This window comes from Sporosarcina trichiuri (genome assembly GCF_030406775.1).
In the GTDB taxonomy this organism is placed as follows: Bacteria; Bacillota; Bacilli; order Bacillales_A; family Planococcaceae; genus Sporosarcina; species Sporosarcina trichiuri.
In genome coordinates this window covers 2251996-2269852 of the sequence record NZ_CP129119.1, presented here as the reverse complement: position 1 = coordinate 2269852, position 17857 = coordinate 2251996, and the positions used below count along the sequence as shown (strand labels likewise).

Annotated in this window: 19 protein-coding genes and 1 pseudogene; 7 read left to right on the top strand and 13 right to left on the bottom strand. The window is 54.7% G+C overall.

The annotated features are described in order from the left end of the window. Nucleotides 1–5 precede the first annotated feature (5 nt). The 6 genes from QWT68_RS11470 to QWT68_RS11445 form a co-directional block, all read right to left on the bottom strand. Nucleotides 6–2165 (bottom strand): type IA DNA topoisomerase, encoded by a 2160-nt coding sequence (locus QWT68_RS11470; RefSeq protein ID WP_040287707.1) that lies wholly within the window; start codon nucleotides 2163–2165, stop codon nucleotides 6–8. Between the two features lie 270 nt (nucleotides 2166–2435). After that, nucleotides 2436–3353, bottom strand: coding sequence for a DUF7916 family protein (locus QWT68_RS11465; protein WP_040287706.1), 918 nt, complete (start codon nucleotides 3351–3353; stop codon nucleotides 2436–2438). A 110-nt stretch (nucleotides 3354–3463) separates the two neighbouring features. After that, nucleotides 3464–3703, bottom strand: a complete 240-nt coding sequence (gene yedF, locus QWT68_RS11460) for a sulfurtransferase-like selenium metabolism protein YedF (RefSeq protein WP_040287705.1) — start codon at nucleotides 3701–3703, stop codon at nucleotides 3464–3466. Further along, nucleotides 3693–4904: a selenium metabolism membrane protein YedE/FdhT gene (gene yedE / locus QWT68_RS11455; protein WP_290148465.1), complete on the bottom strand. Its 1212-nt coding sequence runs from the start codon at nucleotides 4902–4904 to the stop codon at nucleotides 3693–3695. The genes yedF and yedE overlap by 11 nt, the downstream gene beginning before the upstream one ends. Before the next feature lie 113 nt (nucleotides 4905–5017). Then, nucleotides 5018–5461: a hypothetical protein gene (locus QWT68_RS11450; RefSeq protein ID WP_040287703.1), complete on the bottom strand. Its 444-nt coding sequence runs from the start codon at nucleotides 5459–5461 to the stop codon at nucleotides 5018–5020. 99 nt (nucleotides 5462–5560) lie between these two features. Beyond that, complete coding sequence (locus QWT68_RS11445) at nucleotides 5561–6658, bottom strand: acyltransferase (RefSeq protein ID WP_040287702.1); 1098 nt, start codon at nucleotides 6656–6658, stop codon at nucleotides 5561–5563. A 167-nt stretch (nucleotides 6659–6825) separates the two neighbouring features. Between QWT68_RS11445 and QWT68_RS11440 the strand changes: the two genes are divergently transcribed. Next, nucleotides 6826–7296 (top strand): DUF4825 domain-containing protein, encoded by a 471-nt coding sequence (locus tag QWT68_RS11440; RefSeq protein WP_179860804.1) that lies wholly within the window; start codon nucleotides 6826–6828, stop codon nucleotides 7294–7296. A 45-nt stretch (nucleotides 7297–7341) separates the two neighbouring features. On the opposite strand, the gene opuFB is transcribed toward QWT68_RS11440, so the two are convergent. Both opuFB and QWT68_RS11430 read right to left on the bottom strand, forming a co-directional pair. Beyond that, nucleotides 7342–8859, bottom strand: a complete 1518-nt coding sequence (gene opuFB / locus QWT68_RS11435) for an osmoprotectant update ABC transporter permease/substrate-binding subunit OpuFB (RefSeq protein ID WP_040287700.1) — start codon at nucleotides 8857–8859, stop codon at nucleotides 7342–7344. After that, nucleotides 8856–9797, bottom strand: coding sequence for an ABC transporter ATP-binding protein (locus QWT68_RS11430; protein ID WP_040287699.1), 942 nt, complete (start codon nucleotides 9795–9797; stop codon nucleotides 8856–8858). Before QWT68_RS11430 ends, opuFB begins: the two co-directional genes overlap by 4 nt. Nucleotides 9798–10035: 238 nt before the next feature. On the opposite strand from QWT68_RS11430, the gene QWT68_RS11425 reads away from it, so the two are divergent. Together QWT68_RS11425 and QWT68_RS11420 are read left to right on the top strand one after the other, a co-directional pair. Continuing rightward, nucleotides 10036–11001, top strand: a complete 966-nt coding sequence (locus QWT68_RS11425) for a c-type cytochrome (protein WP_040287698.1) — start codon at nucleotides 10036–10038, stop codon at nucleotides 10999–11001. Nucleotides 11002–11139: 138 nt separating this feature from the next. Further along, the gene (locus QWT68_RS11420; protein WP_040287697.1) at nucleotides 11140–12114 is read left to right on the top strand and encodes a c-type cytochrome; all 975 of its coding nucleotides are present in this window, start codon (nucleotides 11140–11142) and stop codon (nucleotides 12112–12114) included. 51 nt (nucleotides 12115–12165) lie between these two features. On the opposite strand, the gene QWT68_RS11415 is transcribed toward QWT68_RS11420, so the two are convergent. The 3 genes from QWT68_RS11415 to QWT68_RS11405 all read right to left on the bottom strand — a co-directional run bounded on the left by QWT68_RS11415 (nucleotide 12166) and on the right by QWT68_RS11405 (nucleotide 14066). Continuing rightward, entirely contained in the window at nucleotides 12166–13359 is a 1194-nt protein-coding gene (locus QWT68_RS11415; RefSeq protein WP_052461909.1) for a serine-tRNA(Ala) deacylase AlaX, read from the bottom strand. Nucleotides 13360–13496: 137 nt separating this feature from the next. Further along, nucleotides 13497–13739 carry a hypothetical protein gene (locus QWT68_RS11410; RefSeq protein ID WP_040287696.1) on the bottom strand — a complete coding sequence of 81 codons (243 nt, stop codon included), beginning with the start codon at nucleotides 13737–13739 and terminating at the stop codon, nucleotides 13497–13499. A gap of 21 nt (nucleotides 13740–13760) precedes the next feature. Next, a complete protein-coding gene (locus QWT68_RS11405; protein ID WP_290148457.1) occupies nucleotides 13761–14066 on the bottom strand; it encodes a DUF3243 family protein in 306 nt (101 codons plus the stop codon). A gap of 139 nt (nucleotides 14067–14205) precedes the next feature. On the opposite strand from QWT68_RS11405, the gene QWT68_RS11400 reads away from it, so the two are divergent. After that, nucleotides 14206–14712, top strand: coding sequence for a general stress protein (locus QWT68_RS11400; RefSeq protein ID WP_290148456.1), 507 nt, complete (start codon nucleotides 14206–14208; stop codon nucleotides 14710–14712). A 90-nt stretch (nucleotides 14713–14802) separates the two neighbouring features. Here the strand turns inward: QWT68_RS11400 and QWT68_RS11395 are convergent, their stop codons facing one another. Then, the gene (locus QWT68_RS11395; protein WP_040287693.1) at nucleotides 14803–14991 is read right to left on the bottom strand and encodes a CsbD family protein; all 189 of its coding nucleotides are present in this window, start codon (nucleotides 14989–14991) and stop codon (nucleotides 14803–14805) included. A 221-nt stretch (nucleotides 14992–15212) separates the two neighbouring features. Here QWT68_RS11395 and QWT68_RS11390 point away from each other — a divergent pair, with 221 nt between their 5' ends. Next, complete coding sequence (locus QWT68_RS11390; protein ID WP_290148454.1) at nucleotides 15213–15620, top strand: hypothetical protein; 408 nt, start codon at nucleotides 15213–15215, stop codon at nucleotides 15618–15620. A 125-nt stretch (nucleotides 15621–15745) separates the two neighbouring features. Here the strand turns inward: QWT68_RS11390 and QWT68_RS11385 are convergent, their stop codons facing one another. Next, a complete protein-coding gene (locus QWT68_RS11385; RefSeq protein ID WP_290148453.1) occupies nucleotides 15746–15922 on the bottom strand; it encodes a hypothetical protein in 177 nt (58 codons plus the stop codon). Between the two features lie 447 nt (nucleotides 15923–16369). On the opposite strand from QWT68_RS11385, the pseudogene QWT68_RS11380 reads away from it, so the two are divergent. Next, nucleotides 16370–17179 (top strand): annotated as a pseudogene (locus QWT68_RS11380) (polyphosphate polymerase domain-containing protein). Continuing rightward, a complete protein-coding gene (locus tag QWT68_RS11375) occupies nucleotides 17148–17831 on the top strand; it encodes a DUF4956 domain-containing protein (protein WP_052461907.1) in 684 nt (227 codons plus the stop codon). Before QWT68_RS11380 ends, QWT68_RS11375 begins: the two are co-directional and overlap by 32 nt. Nucleotides 17832–17857 lie beyond the last annotated feature (26 nt).

The following is a 17857-nucleotide window of genomic DNA, read 5'->3' as shown; positions in this document are numbered from 1 at the left end:
TTTTTTCATTCCTTCTTTCTGCTTTCCGCAAACAACAGATTCAGCTTACCGTCCTTCAGCTCGAGCGCCGCATCAAACTTCTTGCCGGCACCGGACTGGAAGCCTTTGATGACGTTCGTCCGGCCCTTCGTGCACAGCAGTTTCACCTGCGCGGGCGTCAGCTTCTTCTTCAGGAAGTAGCCCGGGAATGTCTGCTTGCAGCCACTCTTGTAGTTGCTGCAGCCATAGAAGTCCTTGCGGGCGACAATTGTCCCTTCCTTGCAGGCAGGACACGGCGCCACTTCGACCGGCGTATATGACTTCCGGCCGGACGGCGGCCTCGGCGGCAGCGTGATGTCGATCGTCTGCTGCTCGAGCTGCTTCGGCACATCGTCGAGCAGTTTCCGGATGAACTTCGAGACGTTGTCGAGGAAGTGGGTCCCCGTGCCGTCCCCGCTGCCGATCCGTTTCAAGTACGTCTCCCATTTCGCCGTCATCGACGGGCTCGCGAGCAGGCTGCCTTCGATCGCCTGGCAGAGCACGCGTCCTTTGTCGGTGATCGAGACAATGTTCTTCGTGACGGAGATGTAGCCGTGCTTCTTGATCGTCTCGATGATTCCGCTGCGCGTCGCTTCCGTGCCGAGCCCTTCGATCTCTTTCAGGATATCCGTTTCGCTCTGGTCCTCGACGAGCTTGCCGCACGTCTTCATCATCGCGATCAGCTGGCCTTCCGTATATGGTTTCGGCGGCTGGGTCGCCCCTTCCTTGATGCCGATCTCGCTCTGCACCGTCTCGTTCTGCGACAGCGGCGGCAGGGCGGGTTCCTCTGCATCCTTGCCTTTTTTCGGCGGCACGGCGAAGAGTTCCTTCCAGCCCTTGTCCACCTCTGTCTTGCCCGTTGTGAAGAACGGCAGCCCGTTGACGTCCGTCGTCACTTTCGTCTCGGTGTACAGGTAGTCCCGGTGGAACATCGCAAGCGCCGTCCGGACGACTTCTTCATATAAATTCCGCTCGAGCGGGCCGAGTTTTGCGATGGCGGCCGCAGTCGGCACTTTCTTCGTCGGAATGATCGCATAGTGCTCCTGGACTTTCGAGCTGTCGACGAACCGCTTCTTCGGTGTTTTCGACACGATGTCGAACGGCTGGCCGATGAGCTGCTGATAGTCTTCGGCAGCGTCTGCCAAGTACTTGAACTCACTCGGCGTAATATGCCGCGTATCGGTCCGCGGATAGGATACGAGTTTCTTTTCATAGAGCGCCTGCATCGTTTTCAGCACGGTGGCGGGACTCGCTTTCCAGCGCCGGTTCGCCGTCGCCTGCAGCGTCGACAGGGAATGGAGCTGGGGCGGCGGCATGCGCTTGTCCGATGTCTTGAGCTCCGTAATCACACCGGGCGACCGCTTCGTGATGCCCCGGCTGTTCAAGGCGTCCGCAATCAGTTCCCGTTTCGGCTCCTTCAGTTTCGCCTTTCCTTTGTACGTCCCGTGTTCCGCAGTGAACAGCGCTTCCGCTTCGAAGAACGGCTCGGAGACGAACGTCTCGATCTCCCGCTGCCGCTGGTAGATCAGGTAGACGGTCGGCGACTGCACGCGTCCGATCGGGAATACTTCCTGGATGCCCTTCGCCTTCAGCAGCAGCGTATACAGCCGCGAGCCGTTCATGCCGACAAGCCAGTCGCTGATCTGGCGGGACTTCGCCTCCTCGTACAGCTGCAGATCCTGGCGGTTATCGCGCAAGTTCGCGAACCCTTTCCGCACTTCGTCGGCTTCGAGCGAATTGATCCACAGCCGCTTGATGGTCTGCCCGCGGGCGCCCGTCTGGTTGTAGATGCTGTAGAAGATGTTGGAGCCTTCCCGGTCCACGTCACACGCATTGATGATCGTATCGGCATTCTTCATAAGTTTCTTCACGACTTGGAACTGCTTGTACTTGCCCTTCGACACCTCGAACTCATAGCGCTCGGGCAGGATCGGCAGGCTGCCGAGCGACCACCGTTTCCAGGATGGGTTATACGTATGCGGTTCCTTCAGCTCGACCAGGTGGCCGACGCCCCATGTCAAAAAAGCCCCCTCCGGAAAGGTCGGGCACGGCAGGAGTTCCATATAGCCCTCATGCTTGCGCGCCGAAAACGCATCGGCGTACGCCTTCGCCTGCGACGGCTTCTCCGCCAGGATCACCGGTTTCATGACAGCACCTCGGTTTCTTGTAATAGTACAGGTGTTCTGATTATCTCATAACTAGAATGGGAATGCGAATATTTCCCAATAGAAAAAAGTAACCATCCCCCGCTCTGGCTGCGTGTGAGATGATTACTTTTCAGGTCTAACACCGAATACAGGCCAACCGCTCTTCAAGCGGATGGGACTGCAGCTGATCGGGTGTTCGCGCACCCAGCTAATTTCATGTCTCCCTAGTATAGCATATTGGTAAATTGGATTGGCAGTACAGACTAAGGCTTACCGCAGCACCGACTTCGCCATCCGGACATACGTATGGCGTCTCCCGCGGATGGTGATGGAGTATGTCATGATGTTCTCCGGCACGGCGATGCCGTAGAAACCGGTGTCGCCGATGTGATGGATGTCAGCACCGGCCATCTTGCTGTTCAAGGCGATCTGGCGGATGGTCGCCTCATCGGCCCCTTCCTGGCTCGTGCCGATCGTCAGCATGGCGAGGGCGCCGTTCGCGTGGACATGCCGCACGTAGGATTCCGCTGTCTGCACAGTAATACCGGGAATCGTGCCGGGCGCCGGCATGAGGATGACGTCTGCGCCCGCTTCGATGAACCGCGTCAGCATATCTTCGGAAATGATGTCGCCGCCCATTTCGCCGGCGACTCCAGCACCGTGCATCTTGCCGGCGATGATCAGCCCGGCCACCCCGAATATCCGACGCGCCTCACGGATTGCCGCCACGGTCGCTTCGTTCGAAACACCTGTCTTCGGATTGCCGGTCAGGCAGACGAAATCGAAGCCGAGATCGGCCGCGGCCTGCATCGCTTCCGGGGTCGCGAGCCGGCCGGCATCCACACGGCTGAGCTGTTCCGCAGCGGCGGCATCCGGATCGACCGGCTCGAGGTTCAGCCCGACCGGCCGCCCCGTCAACTCCTTCAATGTGCGGATCACTTCGGACTTTTTCTCACAGTCCAATCCTTCCACCACCGGATGGAACACATCGAACACATTCAGCAGCAGCAGGTCCGCTCCGAACGACGCGGCCAGCTCCGCATTCGTCACGTCCGGATAGAGCGGCGGGGCGGATGCGATCGTCTCCGACAGCATCACCCGGCCCTCGCAGGCCCGGATTGATTGTTTCAAAGTCTGTCCGTCCATTTCCTTGAAATCACTTGCTGTGCAGTCCAATACCCGTTTCATGCCATCTCCTCCTTTGATTGCTTCCTTCATCATCTCACAATCGGAGGGACAAGCGCCAACGCCTGCAGACAGTAAAAAACAGGCACCGGAATGCCGGTGCCTGCTGCGGGTCATGCGTAAATATAAAACAAATACTCCTGTCCGTTCTTCACAGGATCCTGTGCGAACGTGTAGCCGTGTGCGAGTGCCTCTTCCGGCACGTTGCGGAACGAACCGGGGCAGTCGGTGATGACCTGCAGCAGTTCGCCTTTCTTCATGCCTTCAAGCGCTTCCAGTGTATAGATGACCGGATACGGGCACGATTCACCGCGCAGATCGAGCGTGAAATCAGGTTCGAGATCAGTTTGCATGCTGTTTCGCTCCTTTCATCGGTACGAGTTTACTGCGGTATTGCTTTTCCCGGAACACGGTCAGGCCATACAGGACGCCGAGCATGAGGAGGGTCGCCGCGATAGCGCCGACCGGTCCGAGCGTGTCGATCAAGTTGACTTGACTGCCGCTTGCGACGAGTGTCTCATAGACGCCGAGATGATCCCACGCATAGGCGAGGAGGGTGGCGCCGATGATATTGCCGGCGAACACCGGCAAAAAGAGCACTTGGCCTTCCATCAGCCGGTACATCATCCCGGTTTCACAGCCCGATGCCATGACGATACCGAGACCGAACAGCACGCCGCCGACGAACGTACTCAGTGCGGCGATCTGCGTGATCGGCGTCATTCCGTAGACCGAAATCACGATGATTGTAATGACGGAACTGACTGCCATCCCGAGGATAATCGCTTTCGCCATCATGCTGCGGCCGACGAGGAACAGATCCCGGAATGCCGATGTGAAGCAGATCTGGCCGCGCTCGATCAGGATGCCGAATGCGAGGCCGAACAGTGCTCCGAGCCCGAGCCGTGTCTGGCCTGAGGCAAAGAAATAGATTGTCAGCGCCGCGTAGACGAGTGCGATGGCGGCTCCGGCAACCGGCTGGATGGTCCGCGATTTCACTTCCGACGGCTTGACCGCACCGCCGCGGACGAGCGACGGGCGTCCTTTCCACCAGCGCGTCTTCGTCAGTTTTGCACCGAAGAACGTTCCGATGCCTGTCGCGACGATGAAGATCCAGGAGTGGAACGAAAACTGCGGCACACCGGTGAAGAAGGCGGCCAAGTTGCAGCCGAGGGCGAGCCGTGCACCGAATCCCGCGATGATACCGCCCGTCAGCCCCTGGACGTAGCGCCGTTTCTGTTTGGGAAGACGGATCTTGAAACTGCCGCTCAACAGCACCATGACGAGCGCGCCGATGAACATCCCCCACACAATCCAGCCGTCCGGACGGTTCCAGGTCGCCCCCTGCAGGTGTACCATGTCATAGTACGCCCATCCGGAGATGTCCACGCCTGCCAGCTTGAGCAGGTCGCCGCCGAGCCGGGTGAACTCACCGGTCACTGCCCAGACACCGCCCGTCAGGCCGAAATAGACGGCACTGAGGATACCGGCAGCCGCAAGAACCAGATAAGGGTTCCAATAGCGGCCGAAAATCGAATGATATATAGTTTTCATCTCATTTAGCTCCTTCTAAAAGTACTTTTCTATTCTATGCCTATTTCCGGAGAAATCAAGAAGGAAGCCGGACAAACAAACAAGCCCCCGCTGCCGGAGGCTTGTGTACACAGCTATTTCGGATCGATGAAAACCGCTTTCAGGACAGGCACGCCGTCCGTGTCTGTTTCAGTATAGCTGCCATAGACGGTCACCGTCGTTCCTTCCGGGATTTCGGTGCGTTCCCCGAGCCGCAGATCGTCGACCCACAGAACAGTTTCAGCTTCATCTTCAACGTCATGCTTCAAACCGAGCTTCCCGTCTTCGTTTGAGAAGACAGTACCGGTGAAGTTCACTTTCTTATTGGCGGGCACGTTACCGGACGCAAGATCCGCATAGGCCACTTCTTCCGTGTCCCCTTTGAGCCCTTCTTCGAGGTCGGTCACAGCACTCGTCTCAGCGGGCTGTTCGGCAGCAGGCGCCGTATCAGCCGTCTCCGGTTTCGGTTCAGATTTATCTGTATCGCTGCAGGCGGACAGCAGAAGCCCTGCAGCCAGCAGCATCATCAGTTTTTTCATCACAATCGCCTCCTTGTCCAGTGTAAACAATTTTCGGCAAAAAGAAAATACGCAACTGATCAAAAAACCACCGGAATCGGCTGGATGCCCGGGGATGTCCTACTCTTTGACCTGCCAGAACAGCGGAGCCTTCTTCGGCAGTTTTCCAAAAACAAAACTCGCGAACGGCACGAACCGGTGGAAGAACCAGATGATGAGATAGCACAAGATCACCGTAATCGTATATTGCAGGAAGATCGTCACATGCCAGGACAGCGGTGTGCCGCGCGTCGGCAGATACTTCATGACCTGGAACAGGACAAGAGGGTGCATGAGGTAGAAGCCGAATGAGTAGGTCGCAACGCTCCGCATACGGTGCACCGATACCGTGCTGCTCCAGCGGGCAAGGTACTCCCCGAAGTAGAAGAAGAACAAACTGCCGATCACCTTGAACAGGATGCCGATCATCTTATAATAATCATCATCGATCGGCAGCCGCTCGAAGTACGTATTCCGGTAGCGGATGAACACATACGTCAGGCCGAACAGCAGCCCAGCTGCTCCGGCCAGCAGCATTCTCTTCTTCGACATCTTGTCGATGATCGTTTCGTAATGGACGCCGATCCAGGCGCCGAGCATGTACGATCCGATGAAACTGAACATGAGGGGGACTGTCACGAAGTCCGTATGCATCGTAAACTGGAAGTATCCATACTCCGCGAGGATCCCGAAGAGCCATAAGTAGTTCCGGAAGAATGCAAACTTGCGCACCAGCAGCATAAGAAGGGGAAAGACCAAGTAGAATTGCACAACAATGAAGATGAAGTAAAGCTGATATTTACTCTCCCCGAACAGGAGCCGGTGCAGAATATCGGACAGTACGAGCGGACGGTCCTGATAATGCCACATTTCGACTTCGTAGATGAGTGACCAGACAATATACGGAATCAGTATGTAGGTGACCCGTTTCTTCCAATAGGACAGCAGAACATCTTTCGTGAACGGCCTGTCCCGGTACATATAGAAGAACACAATCCCCATGATCATGACGAACATGCCGCCTTCGACACGGACGATATTATTCAGGAAAAAATAGAACGTATTCTGGAACGAAGGAGCGGGGAACAGATGCCGGTATTGAGCTGTCGTATGGACGAGCACGACAAAGAGCGCAGCAAAAAATCGCACATAGTAGATGGAAGCGATTTCTTTTTTCATTGAAATTCAATCCTTTACCGGCGTAATATGTAAACCAACTGCCAGTATACCAAACGGTCGGAACGGAATGCAAAACAATTTCGCAGAGCGAAAAACTCTGCATGTCGCGGAATAGGGTTATACTATATAGACTGTGACAATGAGTGAATAGTTGAGGAGGAATGATCTTGAAGAGATTATGGATGGCAGCGGCGGCGGCCCTCCTGCTGCTGATTGTCGGTGGATGCGCAGAAGGGAATGGATCGAAGGATCTGTTTTCGTATAAGAACTCGAAGATCGGTGACAATAGCAGCATCGGGGCGATAGTCGGACTGCTGCCGGGCAGCGGTCAGTTCGAAGGGATGGAACTGCAGACGGATACGGAACCCTATGGAGCGAAGCTGTTCTATGAGACGGCAGATGGTGCGTTCACGGATGACATGATGCTGCATAATGCCTCGGCCATCTTTGCACTTGTGCCGAATGCAGGAGTCCTCACTTTCGTCGTTGACGGCGATCCGCATACCGTCAGCCGGACGGTTCTCGATGACTGGTATGGCCAAAAACTGTACGACATCGGATCCGAAGATGAACTGAAAAAACTCGAAGAAGAGCATCCGGCGAACGCAGGGGAGATGTCGATGCTTTTCGAATCATAAGGAAAAGCCGGCCGGCATCCCGAAACGGGTGCCGGACCGGCTTTTTCAGTGGAGCAGGCCTGCGTTCTGCAAGTATTCGCGTGCCACGTCCGCCGGCTGTTCACCGCCGGAATTGACCCGGTAGTTCATATCCCGCATTTCATCATCCGTCACCTTGCCTGAAAGCGTATTGAGAATTTCCTTGAGCTCCGGATGCTTATCGAGTGTTTTCTGCAGCAACAGTGGTGCTCCCTGATAAGGCGGGAACAATTCCTTGTCGTCCTTCAAGACAGTCATCTCATACTCCTTCAGCTCACTGTCGGTGGAGTAGGCATCCATCAGGTTGATGTCTCCCGTCTCGATGGCCTGATAGCGCAGTTTCGGCTCCATCGTTCTGACGGATGGGAAATCGAGGCCGTACAGCTTCTGGATACCTTTGTAGCCGTCTTCCCGGTCATTGAATTCAAGTGTGAATCCGGCTTTCACATTGGATTGGACCGCGGCCAGATCGGAAATGGACGAGATGCCGGTCTGTTCCTCGAATGCTTTGGAGATGGCAAGTGTATAGGTGTTGTTATAGGCCATCGGTTCCAGGAACGCCATGCCGAATTGGTCTGCGAGCCCTTTTCTTGCCTGTTCATATACTTCTTTGCGGTCGTTGCTGACAGCTTCCTCCTTCAGGAACTCGGACAGCGCTGTCCCGGTGAATTCCGGATACATGTCGATGCTGCCCGACTTCAGCGCGCTAAAGACGAACGACGTTTTCCCGAGCCCGGGTTTCAGTTCGACGGACAGATCCGTCCCGTCTTCGATCAGCAGTTTGTACATATTTATGAGGATCTCGGGTTCCGCACCGAGTTTCGCGCCGATGACGAACTGCTTCTCTGAACTTCCGGACAGGAACGGAAGGACGATGACGAGCAGGGCAGCGGCGAAGAAGACACCGAGAGCCGCCGCCGCGCGCTTGAAGGGAAGACCTTCGAACTTCTTCAGCAGGAAATCGAAGAGTAGCGCGAGTAATGCAGCGGGAATCGCGCCGAGCACGATCAGGGAAGGGTTGTTCCGGTCGATACCCAGCAGGATCAGGTCACCGAGACCGCCGGCGCCGATCAGGGCGGCCAAAGTAGCCGTTCCGATGATGAGTACCATCGATGTCCGGATCCCCGCCATGATGACAGGCATGGCGAGCGGCAATTCCACTTTGATCAGCCGTTTCCACGTGTTCATGCCCATCGCGGTCGCGGCCTCTCTCAAGGATGGGTCCACCTCTTTGATGCCCGTGTATGTATTGCGCAGGATCGGCAGCAGGGCATAAGCGACGAGTGCGATGATTGCCGGCACTTTGCCTATTCCGAGCAGCGGGATGAGAAGGCCGAGCAGGGCGAGCGACGGGATCGTCTGCAATACGGCACTCGCCCCGATGACCGGTTCGGCGATGGCGCGCTTGTTCGTCAGCCAGATGCCGAGCGGAATCGCGATCAGCACGGCAAAGAAGAGGGCGATGAACGAGAGCTGTACGTGTTCGAACAGTGCACCTGCCAATTCGCCTTTGCGTTCCTGGAATACGTCTGTGAAATGCGTCATGCAGTCGCCGTCCTTTCCTGATCAGCCAAGTACTTGAGAATGGAGCCACGGGTCAGGATGCCGATCGTCTGTCCGTCTTGGATGACCCGCACAGCATCTCGGGATTGTAATGCTTCCAGGACGGCATGCCAGCCTGCATCTCCGGGCATGGAGGGTGCGTCAGCGGCTTCCGATCCTGCCGGCTCCATATAGTCCTTCACATTGAAAAGGTGAGACGTGCGGCTGCCCGTGAATTCCTCGACAAACGGCGTGGCGGGTGACCGCAGTATTTCTGCCGGTGTGCCGAGCTGCTCGATCCGTCCGTCTTTCATGAGACAAATCCGGTCACCGAGTTTCATCGCTTCCTGGATGTCGTGCGTGACGAACACGATGGTCTTCCGGATGGTGCGCTGCAAGTCCAGCAGGTCGTCCTGCAGCTTGGTCCGGCTGATCGGATCGAGTGCACTGAACGGCTCGTCCATCAGCACGACGTCGGGATCCGCAGCGAGTGCCCGGACAACGCCGATCCGCTGCTGCTCCCCGCCGGACAGTTCGTTCGGTTTCCGGTTCCTGTATGTATCGGGCTCCAGTCCGGCCATTGTAAGCAGTTCGGTGACACGGTCCCGGATCTTCCCCTTTTCCCACTTCTTCAATTCCGGCACGACGGAGATATTCTCTTCGATCGTCATATGCGGGAACAGGGCGATCTGCTGCAGGACGTAGCCGATCTCCCAGCGCAGTTCATGGATGTCATAATCGCTGATACGCTTGCCATGGATCCGGACCGTGCCTCCGGTCAGTGGAATCAGCCGGTTGATCATCTTCAGGGTGGTCGTCTTTCCGCATCCGCTCGGTCCGATCAGTACGAAGAATTCCCCTTTTTCGATTGTGAAATTGATATCCTCCACGACATTCACACGGCCGTCGTATGATTTGTCCACATGCTCAAACTCGATCATTCCCCCACGTCCTCTCTGCTGGTCTCTCCGCAGCTGCCTGTGCAGAGTCCGCCTTCTTACCTATATCCTGATTTGTCGCATCAGAAACATGAATTATATAAGAAGTATAGTGTTTTACAATCGAGTGTTTCATAAGAGAGACGGCAGGGAAGAGGACGAATGGGCAGTGTACTGAATACATAATAAATATAGAAAAATAATCGGCCGATGCAGGATGGCCGATCAGGGAGGGGACAACTTGAAGAACAAATCAGTTTGGGCACTCGGTCTTCTGGCAGTCATAGGGGCCATTGCGATTGTCGTGCTGGCAAATGCATTGAAAGAGAGCAAAGAGGAGAAACAGGCCATCCAGGGCGGAGACGTCGGAGAGGTGCTGGATGATGTCGAAGTGGCGTATAATCCGCCCTCGATGGATGATCTGCCCGACGGACCGGAAGGCGAAGCGATCCAGAGAGGCTACGATCTCATGATGGACACATCCAATCTCCTGCGGGAAAAAGCGAAGGCGACGGATGGTGAGGAAGTGATGAGCCAACTGGCGTGTACGAGCTGCCATGCGGGCGCAGGATTGGATGAGGACGTCTCGTCGCTCGTGGGTGTCACAGTGGAATATCCGAAATACCGCTCCAGGAACGATGCGATCGCAACAATCGGCGACCGTATCAATGGCTGCATGGTGCGCAGCATGAATTACGAAAAATTCGAGGAAGGCGATGAAGATCTGAACGCGATGATCGCTTACATGGCCTACATATCGAAAGGGATTCCGCCTGGAGCTGATATGCCATGGCTCGGCAAGAATGAGGTGGATGAAGTGCCGATCCCGAATGTCGACAAAGGGGAAGGGATCTTCCAGCAGTCCTGCATCACATGCCACGCTGCCGACGGTTCCGGCTCGGGTCCGACGACAGGGCCGGCTTTGTGGGGGGATGGATCGTTCAATGACGGTGCCGGCATGGGACGTATGTCGAAGATGACGGGCTTCGTCCAGAAAAACATGCCACAGAACGCGCCGGGCTCGCTCAGTCTTCAGGAAGCAGCGGACGTGACGGCCTTCATCCTGTCACAGGAGCGGCCGGAATTCCCGGATAGCGGGTCGGACTGGCCGGATGGCGGCGGCCCGACGGATATCATGGATAAGGAAAAACAACAGCAAGTGAAAGACGGGACTATCGACTGGGAAAAGGTTTTGGGACATAAGTAAAAGCCGAAATATTCTGCATAGTAGAGGCGAAGGACAGGGGCGGCTCAGGGATTTCCCTATGTATTTCAATATCGATACAAATAGGCGGAAGGCGGGTGTATACTGTATATATAAGCAAGGAAGAAGGGGGAGAGTAAGTTGAGAAGAACATCTACATTGGTCTTATCCATCATCATTGCGGTCTTTGCGCTTACAATCGTGCTCATGTCTTTCCAGCTGAAGACGAATAAGGCATCCGAAGCGGAGGACATCACAGAAGTCGCTCAGCCCGATGTCACAGACAGCGGAACGATCGCCTATAATCCGCCGTCGATGGATGACGTTCCCGATGATGAGCTGGGAACAGCCATCAAACGGGGCTATGAACTTGTGAACGATACGTCGAATGTGCTCCGCAGTGAAGCGGCCACGGCGGAAGACGGTGAAAAACGGGTGAACGAACTGTCCTGTACAAGCTGCCATGCAGGAGCTGGGCTGGATGAGGAGGTCTCTTCACTGGTCGGCATGTCCTCCGTCTATCCGATGTATATCGGCCGCTCCGGCAAAATCGTTTCCTTGGAAGACCGGATCAACGGCTGCATGGTACGCAGTATGGACGGACAGAAGTTCGACATGGATGACCCCGATCTGCGTGCCATGGTTGCGTACATGACGTATATCTCCGAAGGGATTCCGGTTGGGGCTGAACTCGACTGGCGTCATCAGAACAGCTTCGAAGACATGCCGTTGCCGAATGTGGCAGATGGCGAGAAGGTCTACCAGCAATCCTGTGCAACCTGCCATGCTGGCGACGGCAGCGGAACAGGGTCCAATACAGGCCCGAAATTGTGGGGGCAGGGCTCATTCAATGACGGGGCAGGCATTGCACGTCTGACGAAAATGGCCGGCTACGTCAAGAATAACATGCCGGTCGGCAATGTCGGCAGCCTGTCCGATCAGGAAGTGGCGGATGTCGCTGCATTCATCCTTTCACAGGATCGACCGGAGTTCGCACACCACGACAAGGACTGGCCGAATGGCGGCCGCCCGTCGGACTCGATGACAAAAGAGCGGCGCGATGAAGTCAAAGCCGGCACGATCGATTGGGAAGCCGTCATTGGCAAAAAAGAATGACAGTGAAACACCCCCTCCATCCGTTGCGATGGAGGGGGTGTTTTGGGCAGGTCAGATATGCATAGGAATGGACCGTTCCAGCAGTTCGGCAAGTTCCCCGGCGGACATGAGGCGGGCACCGCCGCCTTGTACGGCGGCAGCTGAACCGCCTCCTTTCCCTTCGATCGCCGGCAGGGCGATCGAGGAGGCTGTCCGCAGATCAGGGGTCAAGGAGGCACTCCGCGACAGGACGAACTGGAGTTTATCCGCAGATTCGGAGACGAGGATGACGATGGCCTGCTCACGAAGTGCAATCGTTTTCTTCGCAAGTTTCTGCAATTCCTTCATTGGACGGTCAGTATACGTCTGCCGGATCTTGATGGACTTGCGGCTTGCCAGACGTTCCGCCTCCCGGTCGAGCAGTTCTTCCCGGGCGTGTTCCAGCTGCTTTTCGAGGGAATGCTGGGTCTGCAGCAGCAGCCCGGCAGCCGAGGAAGTTCCCAGAAGCGGTGCGCTCAGCAGCTGGGATGTCTTCGTCAGCTCCTGATGGACCGCTCCCAGCTGATCCAGCACACGGCCGCCGCACACAAAATGGATGCGGGTATGCTGCTTTTCTTTTTCGGAGGACAGGATCTTCAGGGCGGCGACTTGTCCGGTCGCTTGCGGATGCGTCCCGCCGCATCCGTTCGTGTCGAAGTCGGGAATGATGACAAGACGGATCTCCTCTTCGACACTGACTTCTTTCCGCAATGCATACTGACCGAGTTCTTCCTGCGTGACCCAGCGCTGTTCGATCGGCCGGTTTTCAAGGATGACCTGGTTGGCCAGACGCTCCGCTGCAGCGAGTTCTTCTGGTTTTATATGGGGCGTGTCGATATCGATCGACACAAGTTCCCGGCCTAAGTGGAAACTGACGGTCGGATATCCGAACAGCTCAACAAGCGCAGCGGTCAGGATGTGCTGGCCGGTGTGCTGCTGCATATGATCGAACCGGCGCTTCCAGTCGATTTCCCCCGATATGGTGCCTTCTGCAGAAAGCGGCTGCTCCGTATAATGACGGATTTCGCCATCCGCCTCTTCGACATCTGTTACAGCAACCCCATCGATCGTGCCGATATCATGGGGCTGTCCGCCGCCTGTCGGGTAGAATGCCGTGTTATCCAGGATGGTATATGGCCGTCCGCTCTCATCAGCGCCATGACGGATCACACGTGCAGTGAATTTCGTTACATAAGGATCTTGATAATAGAGACGATCTTTCAGCATCGGAAAACCCCTTTCAACCTCCGTATACATCTGTCTTCCATTGTACGGCGGGGAGCTTGCAGATGCAAAACAGATGGGGGCTATCATTTCCCGGGAAATAAAAAAAACAGGGAGGTTGAACTCCCTGCCTGCATCGGTCACTGGTTATCAAATTTCTCTTCAGTCGCGGATTCGTCTTTCGACTTCCGATGGTTTTCCTGTTTCTCCTCTTCCCATTCCATGCGTGTATCTTCCACAGGAATAGCATCAACGGTCTGCATATCCTCATGCATGTCGAAGAGTGTCTCCTTATCGGTCTTGATCCCTTCAGGGTTGTCCATGTAAGGTTCTATGACGTCTTTCCGGTCTTCTGAAGTGAATGGCTTCTTCTTATCATCCATATCTGGTTCCTCCTTTAGGAGTTACTCCGCTTTGACAAGTTTCAAGAGCAGGCTGGACAGTGCTTTCTGTTCGTCTTTGTCGCCCACCTTCCAGAGCTCCTGGAGCACGTACTGTTCACGGTTTTTCGGTTCTTCGTGCTTCGCAAGGTAGCTGGCAACGAATTCAGTCGCTTTCGTCAGCTGATTGTCACTGAGCCCGAGCTTTTCCCCTTTAGCGACCTGGTCTGCCAAGTAGGACTTGAATTTACCGAAGTTCTCAAGGATATCCTCTTTCTTCTCACTGTCCATGTTCTGCAGCTCGCCCTCGACTTTGCCTTTAACGTCCATTCAAGCGTTCACTCCTTTTTCGTAGTATAGACAGTATTCACCTTTCCGGAAATATTAAACCTGACCGGCCATGGGTTTCTAAACGGGAAGGAATGGGGAATAGATACTGTAATTATGGTAAGGGAGGACGTGAAACCCGATGAAGCAGAAACGATACGCAGGCACCTACCACTCCATTGACGCGGTGCTGGCAAAAATCACGGAATTGAAGTCGCTCGGCTATACGAAAGACGAAATCTTCGCTGTGTCCAATACGGAAGACAATGACCGCATGCTTGAAGATCAGACTGACATCGTGCTGCCGACAAGGGAGCAGGACGGCTGGCTGGCGCGCATGAAGTTCCTATTCACCGACCAGGAGCCTGCCAAAGAGGCATTCGATCAGCTCGGCTTCAATGAGCAGCAGACGCAGGCGTTCTATAATGAAGTCAAGGACGGCGGTGTGGCATTGTTCGTCATGGATGATCCGGACGCACCGACCCATCATGATCCGGCAGGCACGCGCGGCGGAACATCCGCACCGACACCGTTTGACAGTGAGGGCGAGATGACGGACAGCGGCATCCCGCTTGAGAACGCAAGTGAGGATGTGGAAGCTGAAGAGAATGCCGGGCGGTATCCCCGCATCAACACAAATAAGCTGTAAGAAACCAGTTGTAGGCTGACCGGTTTTTTTGCAATAAAAATAGCCGGAACAGCTGGTCATTCAGCTGTTCCGGCTGCTTATCAGCAGGTATCAGCGGCGATCACGATCGTCTTTGTGCTCGCCGACCTGCTCCTGTACCTCGCCTTTCATTTTGTCGTACTTCCCTTCAGCCTGTTTGCTGATATCATCCGTCGCATTGCCGTACTGGTCTTTTGCTTCGCCTTTCACTTTGTTCACAGCACCTTTTACCTTATCTGAAAACCCGTTGTCGTTGCTCATTCAAAAAACCTCCTCGATGTGTAATAGTCATTTCATACCCTTCGTGGTGCCGAGTTAAACTACAAGCGAAAAAGGGTATAGTTACTATCTACCAGGCGGCTAGTGTGTTTGTAAGTCTTCACCCTCACCCACAATATAGGGCGAATCCTATCTATCGGAATTGCTGGATTACTTATATACTGGAAGATAGATGCAGAACTTCACGACTCGGAGGTGATGGCATGTTTCGAAGAGGAAGATTTGCGTGCTGGAAAGGGAATGAGTATGAAATCAGTTCCAGGAACCGACAGATTTATCTGACATCCACGGACGAGGCCCAATTGGGGAACGGCTTTTCGGCGATGGACGGGACTTCTGCCTCCTTTGTCCGTCCGGTCACAATCAGCGAATTGGAGGATGCCTATGAAATCATCCCATATGCCCTGGTGAAAGGCCATCGATTTGCAGTGGAAGGGATCGACAGCCGGACAGGCCTCCTGAAGCTGGTGACCCATAATCCCTTCGCTGCCAAAAAGGTGGCCGTGCAGCCATATGGCTCTGGTACCTTTATGATTGAAATGTCAGTGGAGGACGTACAATTGGCAGAAGACCGTATCCCGATATTAGGATTCGAAGACCGGCTGGCCTGAACTCCAGCCGGTTCTTTCACGGGTCTGCCGGCTGCATTCCGTCACACCGGCTCTCCCATAGATAGAGTGGAACCTATGATTCCGTAAAGAAAAACCGCTTCCGGCAGACCGGAAAGCGGTTTTTTTCACTTATTAGCAGTCGCTGCGGTCTGTGATGGCCGGGCATCTTTCTTCTTATCCCCGCGCATCGGTGTGTTGGAGAATTCATCGAACTGCTTGGAAAGTTTGTCCCGTGCGTCTTTGTTGCGCATCAAATAGGCGGCGCCAAGACCAAGTGCTGTCAGTGCCAATGTCTTCTTCATCGTGAACTGCCTCCTCTTTTCAAGTGTATCCGTTCCATTCCCTCTTCTGAGATGAGTCAAACAGGTATCGGAGGGCAGCCGTTCAGCGACGGATTTTCAGCGCTGGGCGCGCGGGGATCTCGCCCGGAAAAGTGGAAAGTGATCATAAAACAGGGATTCTGCTCATAAAACCTGAAAAGGGATCATAAAAACGGATTTCCGCTCATAAACCGCGGAAAGTGATCATAAAAACAGATTTCCGCTCATAAACCACAGAAAGTGATCATAAATCTCATATTCCGCTCATAAACCTCATCCCACCGCTCATCCCAGCCTCCGTCTACCCCTCCTCCTGGGAGGCCGCCTTTTATTTCTCATTGTTTTCTAATCAATTCGACAGTGTTTTCCCATTTTCCCGCTGTAAAGTAGTCATCACAAGGAAATAGACCAGGAAAGAGAGGGAGACCCATGGCGATTGAGATCTTTTGCAGGAAAGAACAGAAATATTTGATCACACGCCGCCAATACGAGCAATTGGTTGACCAGATCGGTCCGAGGATGCGGAACGACAAGAATGGGGTGGAGGGGAAGTATTCCGTCACAAGCCTGTACTTCGACAGTCCGGACAAGACGATCTACTTTGAAACAAAGAACAAGCTGAAGTACCGGCAGAAACTCCGGCTGCGCGTCTATGACGATGCCGACCTGAACAGTACAGCGTTCTTCGAGGTGAAGCAGAAGCATAAGAAAGTCGTCAACAAGCGACGCATGCTCCTGCCGCTGAAAGAGGCCTACCGGTATTTGTCGGACGAAGGCAAGACGGATCTGTCCGATTATGAGACGTCGAATCGGCAGGTCATGAAGGAGATCGATTATTTCAAGAACTATTACAACCTGAAGCCTGAGATGGTCGTCAGCTACAGCCGGCATGCGCTGCATGGCGTCACTGATCCGGAACTGCGGATCACGTTCGATTTCGACTTGAAATGCAGATAAGGTGACCTGCATATCGAGCACGGTCCATACGGTGAGCACTTCATCGATCCGGATCTTGTCGTGCTTGAAGTGAAGGTGGATCACGCCGTGCCGCTCTGGCTGGCGCGAGTGCTGCAATCGCTGAACTGCGAGCAGCGCAGTGCCTCGAAGTTCTGCACAAGCATGGAACTGCTGAGCGGGGATGTCCTTCCGCAAAGCGGATTACTGGAACCAAAACAACTGGAAGAACCAACAATTGGGGGAATCGAAGATGGATCAGATCACGAGCTTGTTTACGTCTAATGGAGTGGAAGGGGCGCCGACCCTCTGGATGAGCCTGGCCGCTATGGCGCTGGCGTTCGTCCTCAGTTTGCTCATTACGAAAATCTACCAGATCACCTTTACAGGAGAACGCTATTCTCAGGCATTCGTCCATACGATCATCATGATGAGTGTCGTCGTATCGGTCGTCATGAATGTCGTCAGCGGCAACGCGGGGGTCGCATTCGGGCTGTTCGCCGTCTTCTCGCTCATCCGGTTCCGGAGTGCTGTGACCAATGCGAAAGACATCGCCTATATTTTCTTCGGCCTTTGTGTCGGGATGACAGCTGGTCTGTTCCAATTCCAGCTGGCCATCGTGCTGACCGTGTTCTCCTGCCTGGTCTTCTACTTCATCTACAAAGTGGATTACGGGAAAGGGAAGGATACGCAGCTGCTGAAAGTGACGGTTCCTGAGAACTTGAATCACGAAAATCTTCTCGATGATATTCTGGATGAAAAAACCGATTTCTACCAGCTGCGCCAAGTCGAGACAACCAACCTCGGCACGATGATCCTTTACACGTTTGCCATCCGCAGCAAAACGGACACGAAAGACCAGGTGCTGCTCGATGCGATCCGTGAACGCAACGCCAACTTGAAAGTTTCGCTTTCCTATCTGGAAATGCGCGACTGATCAAAATTCCCGCTCTCAGCCGAGAG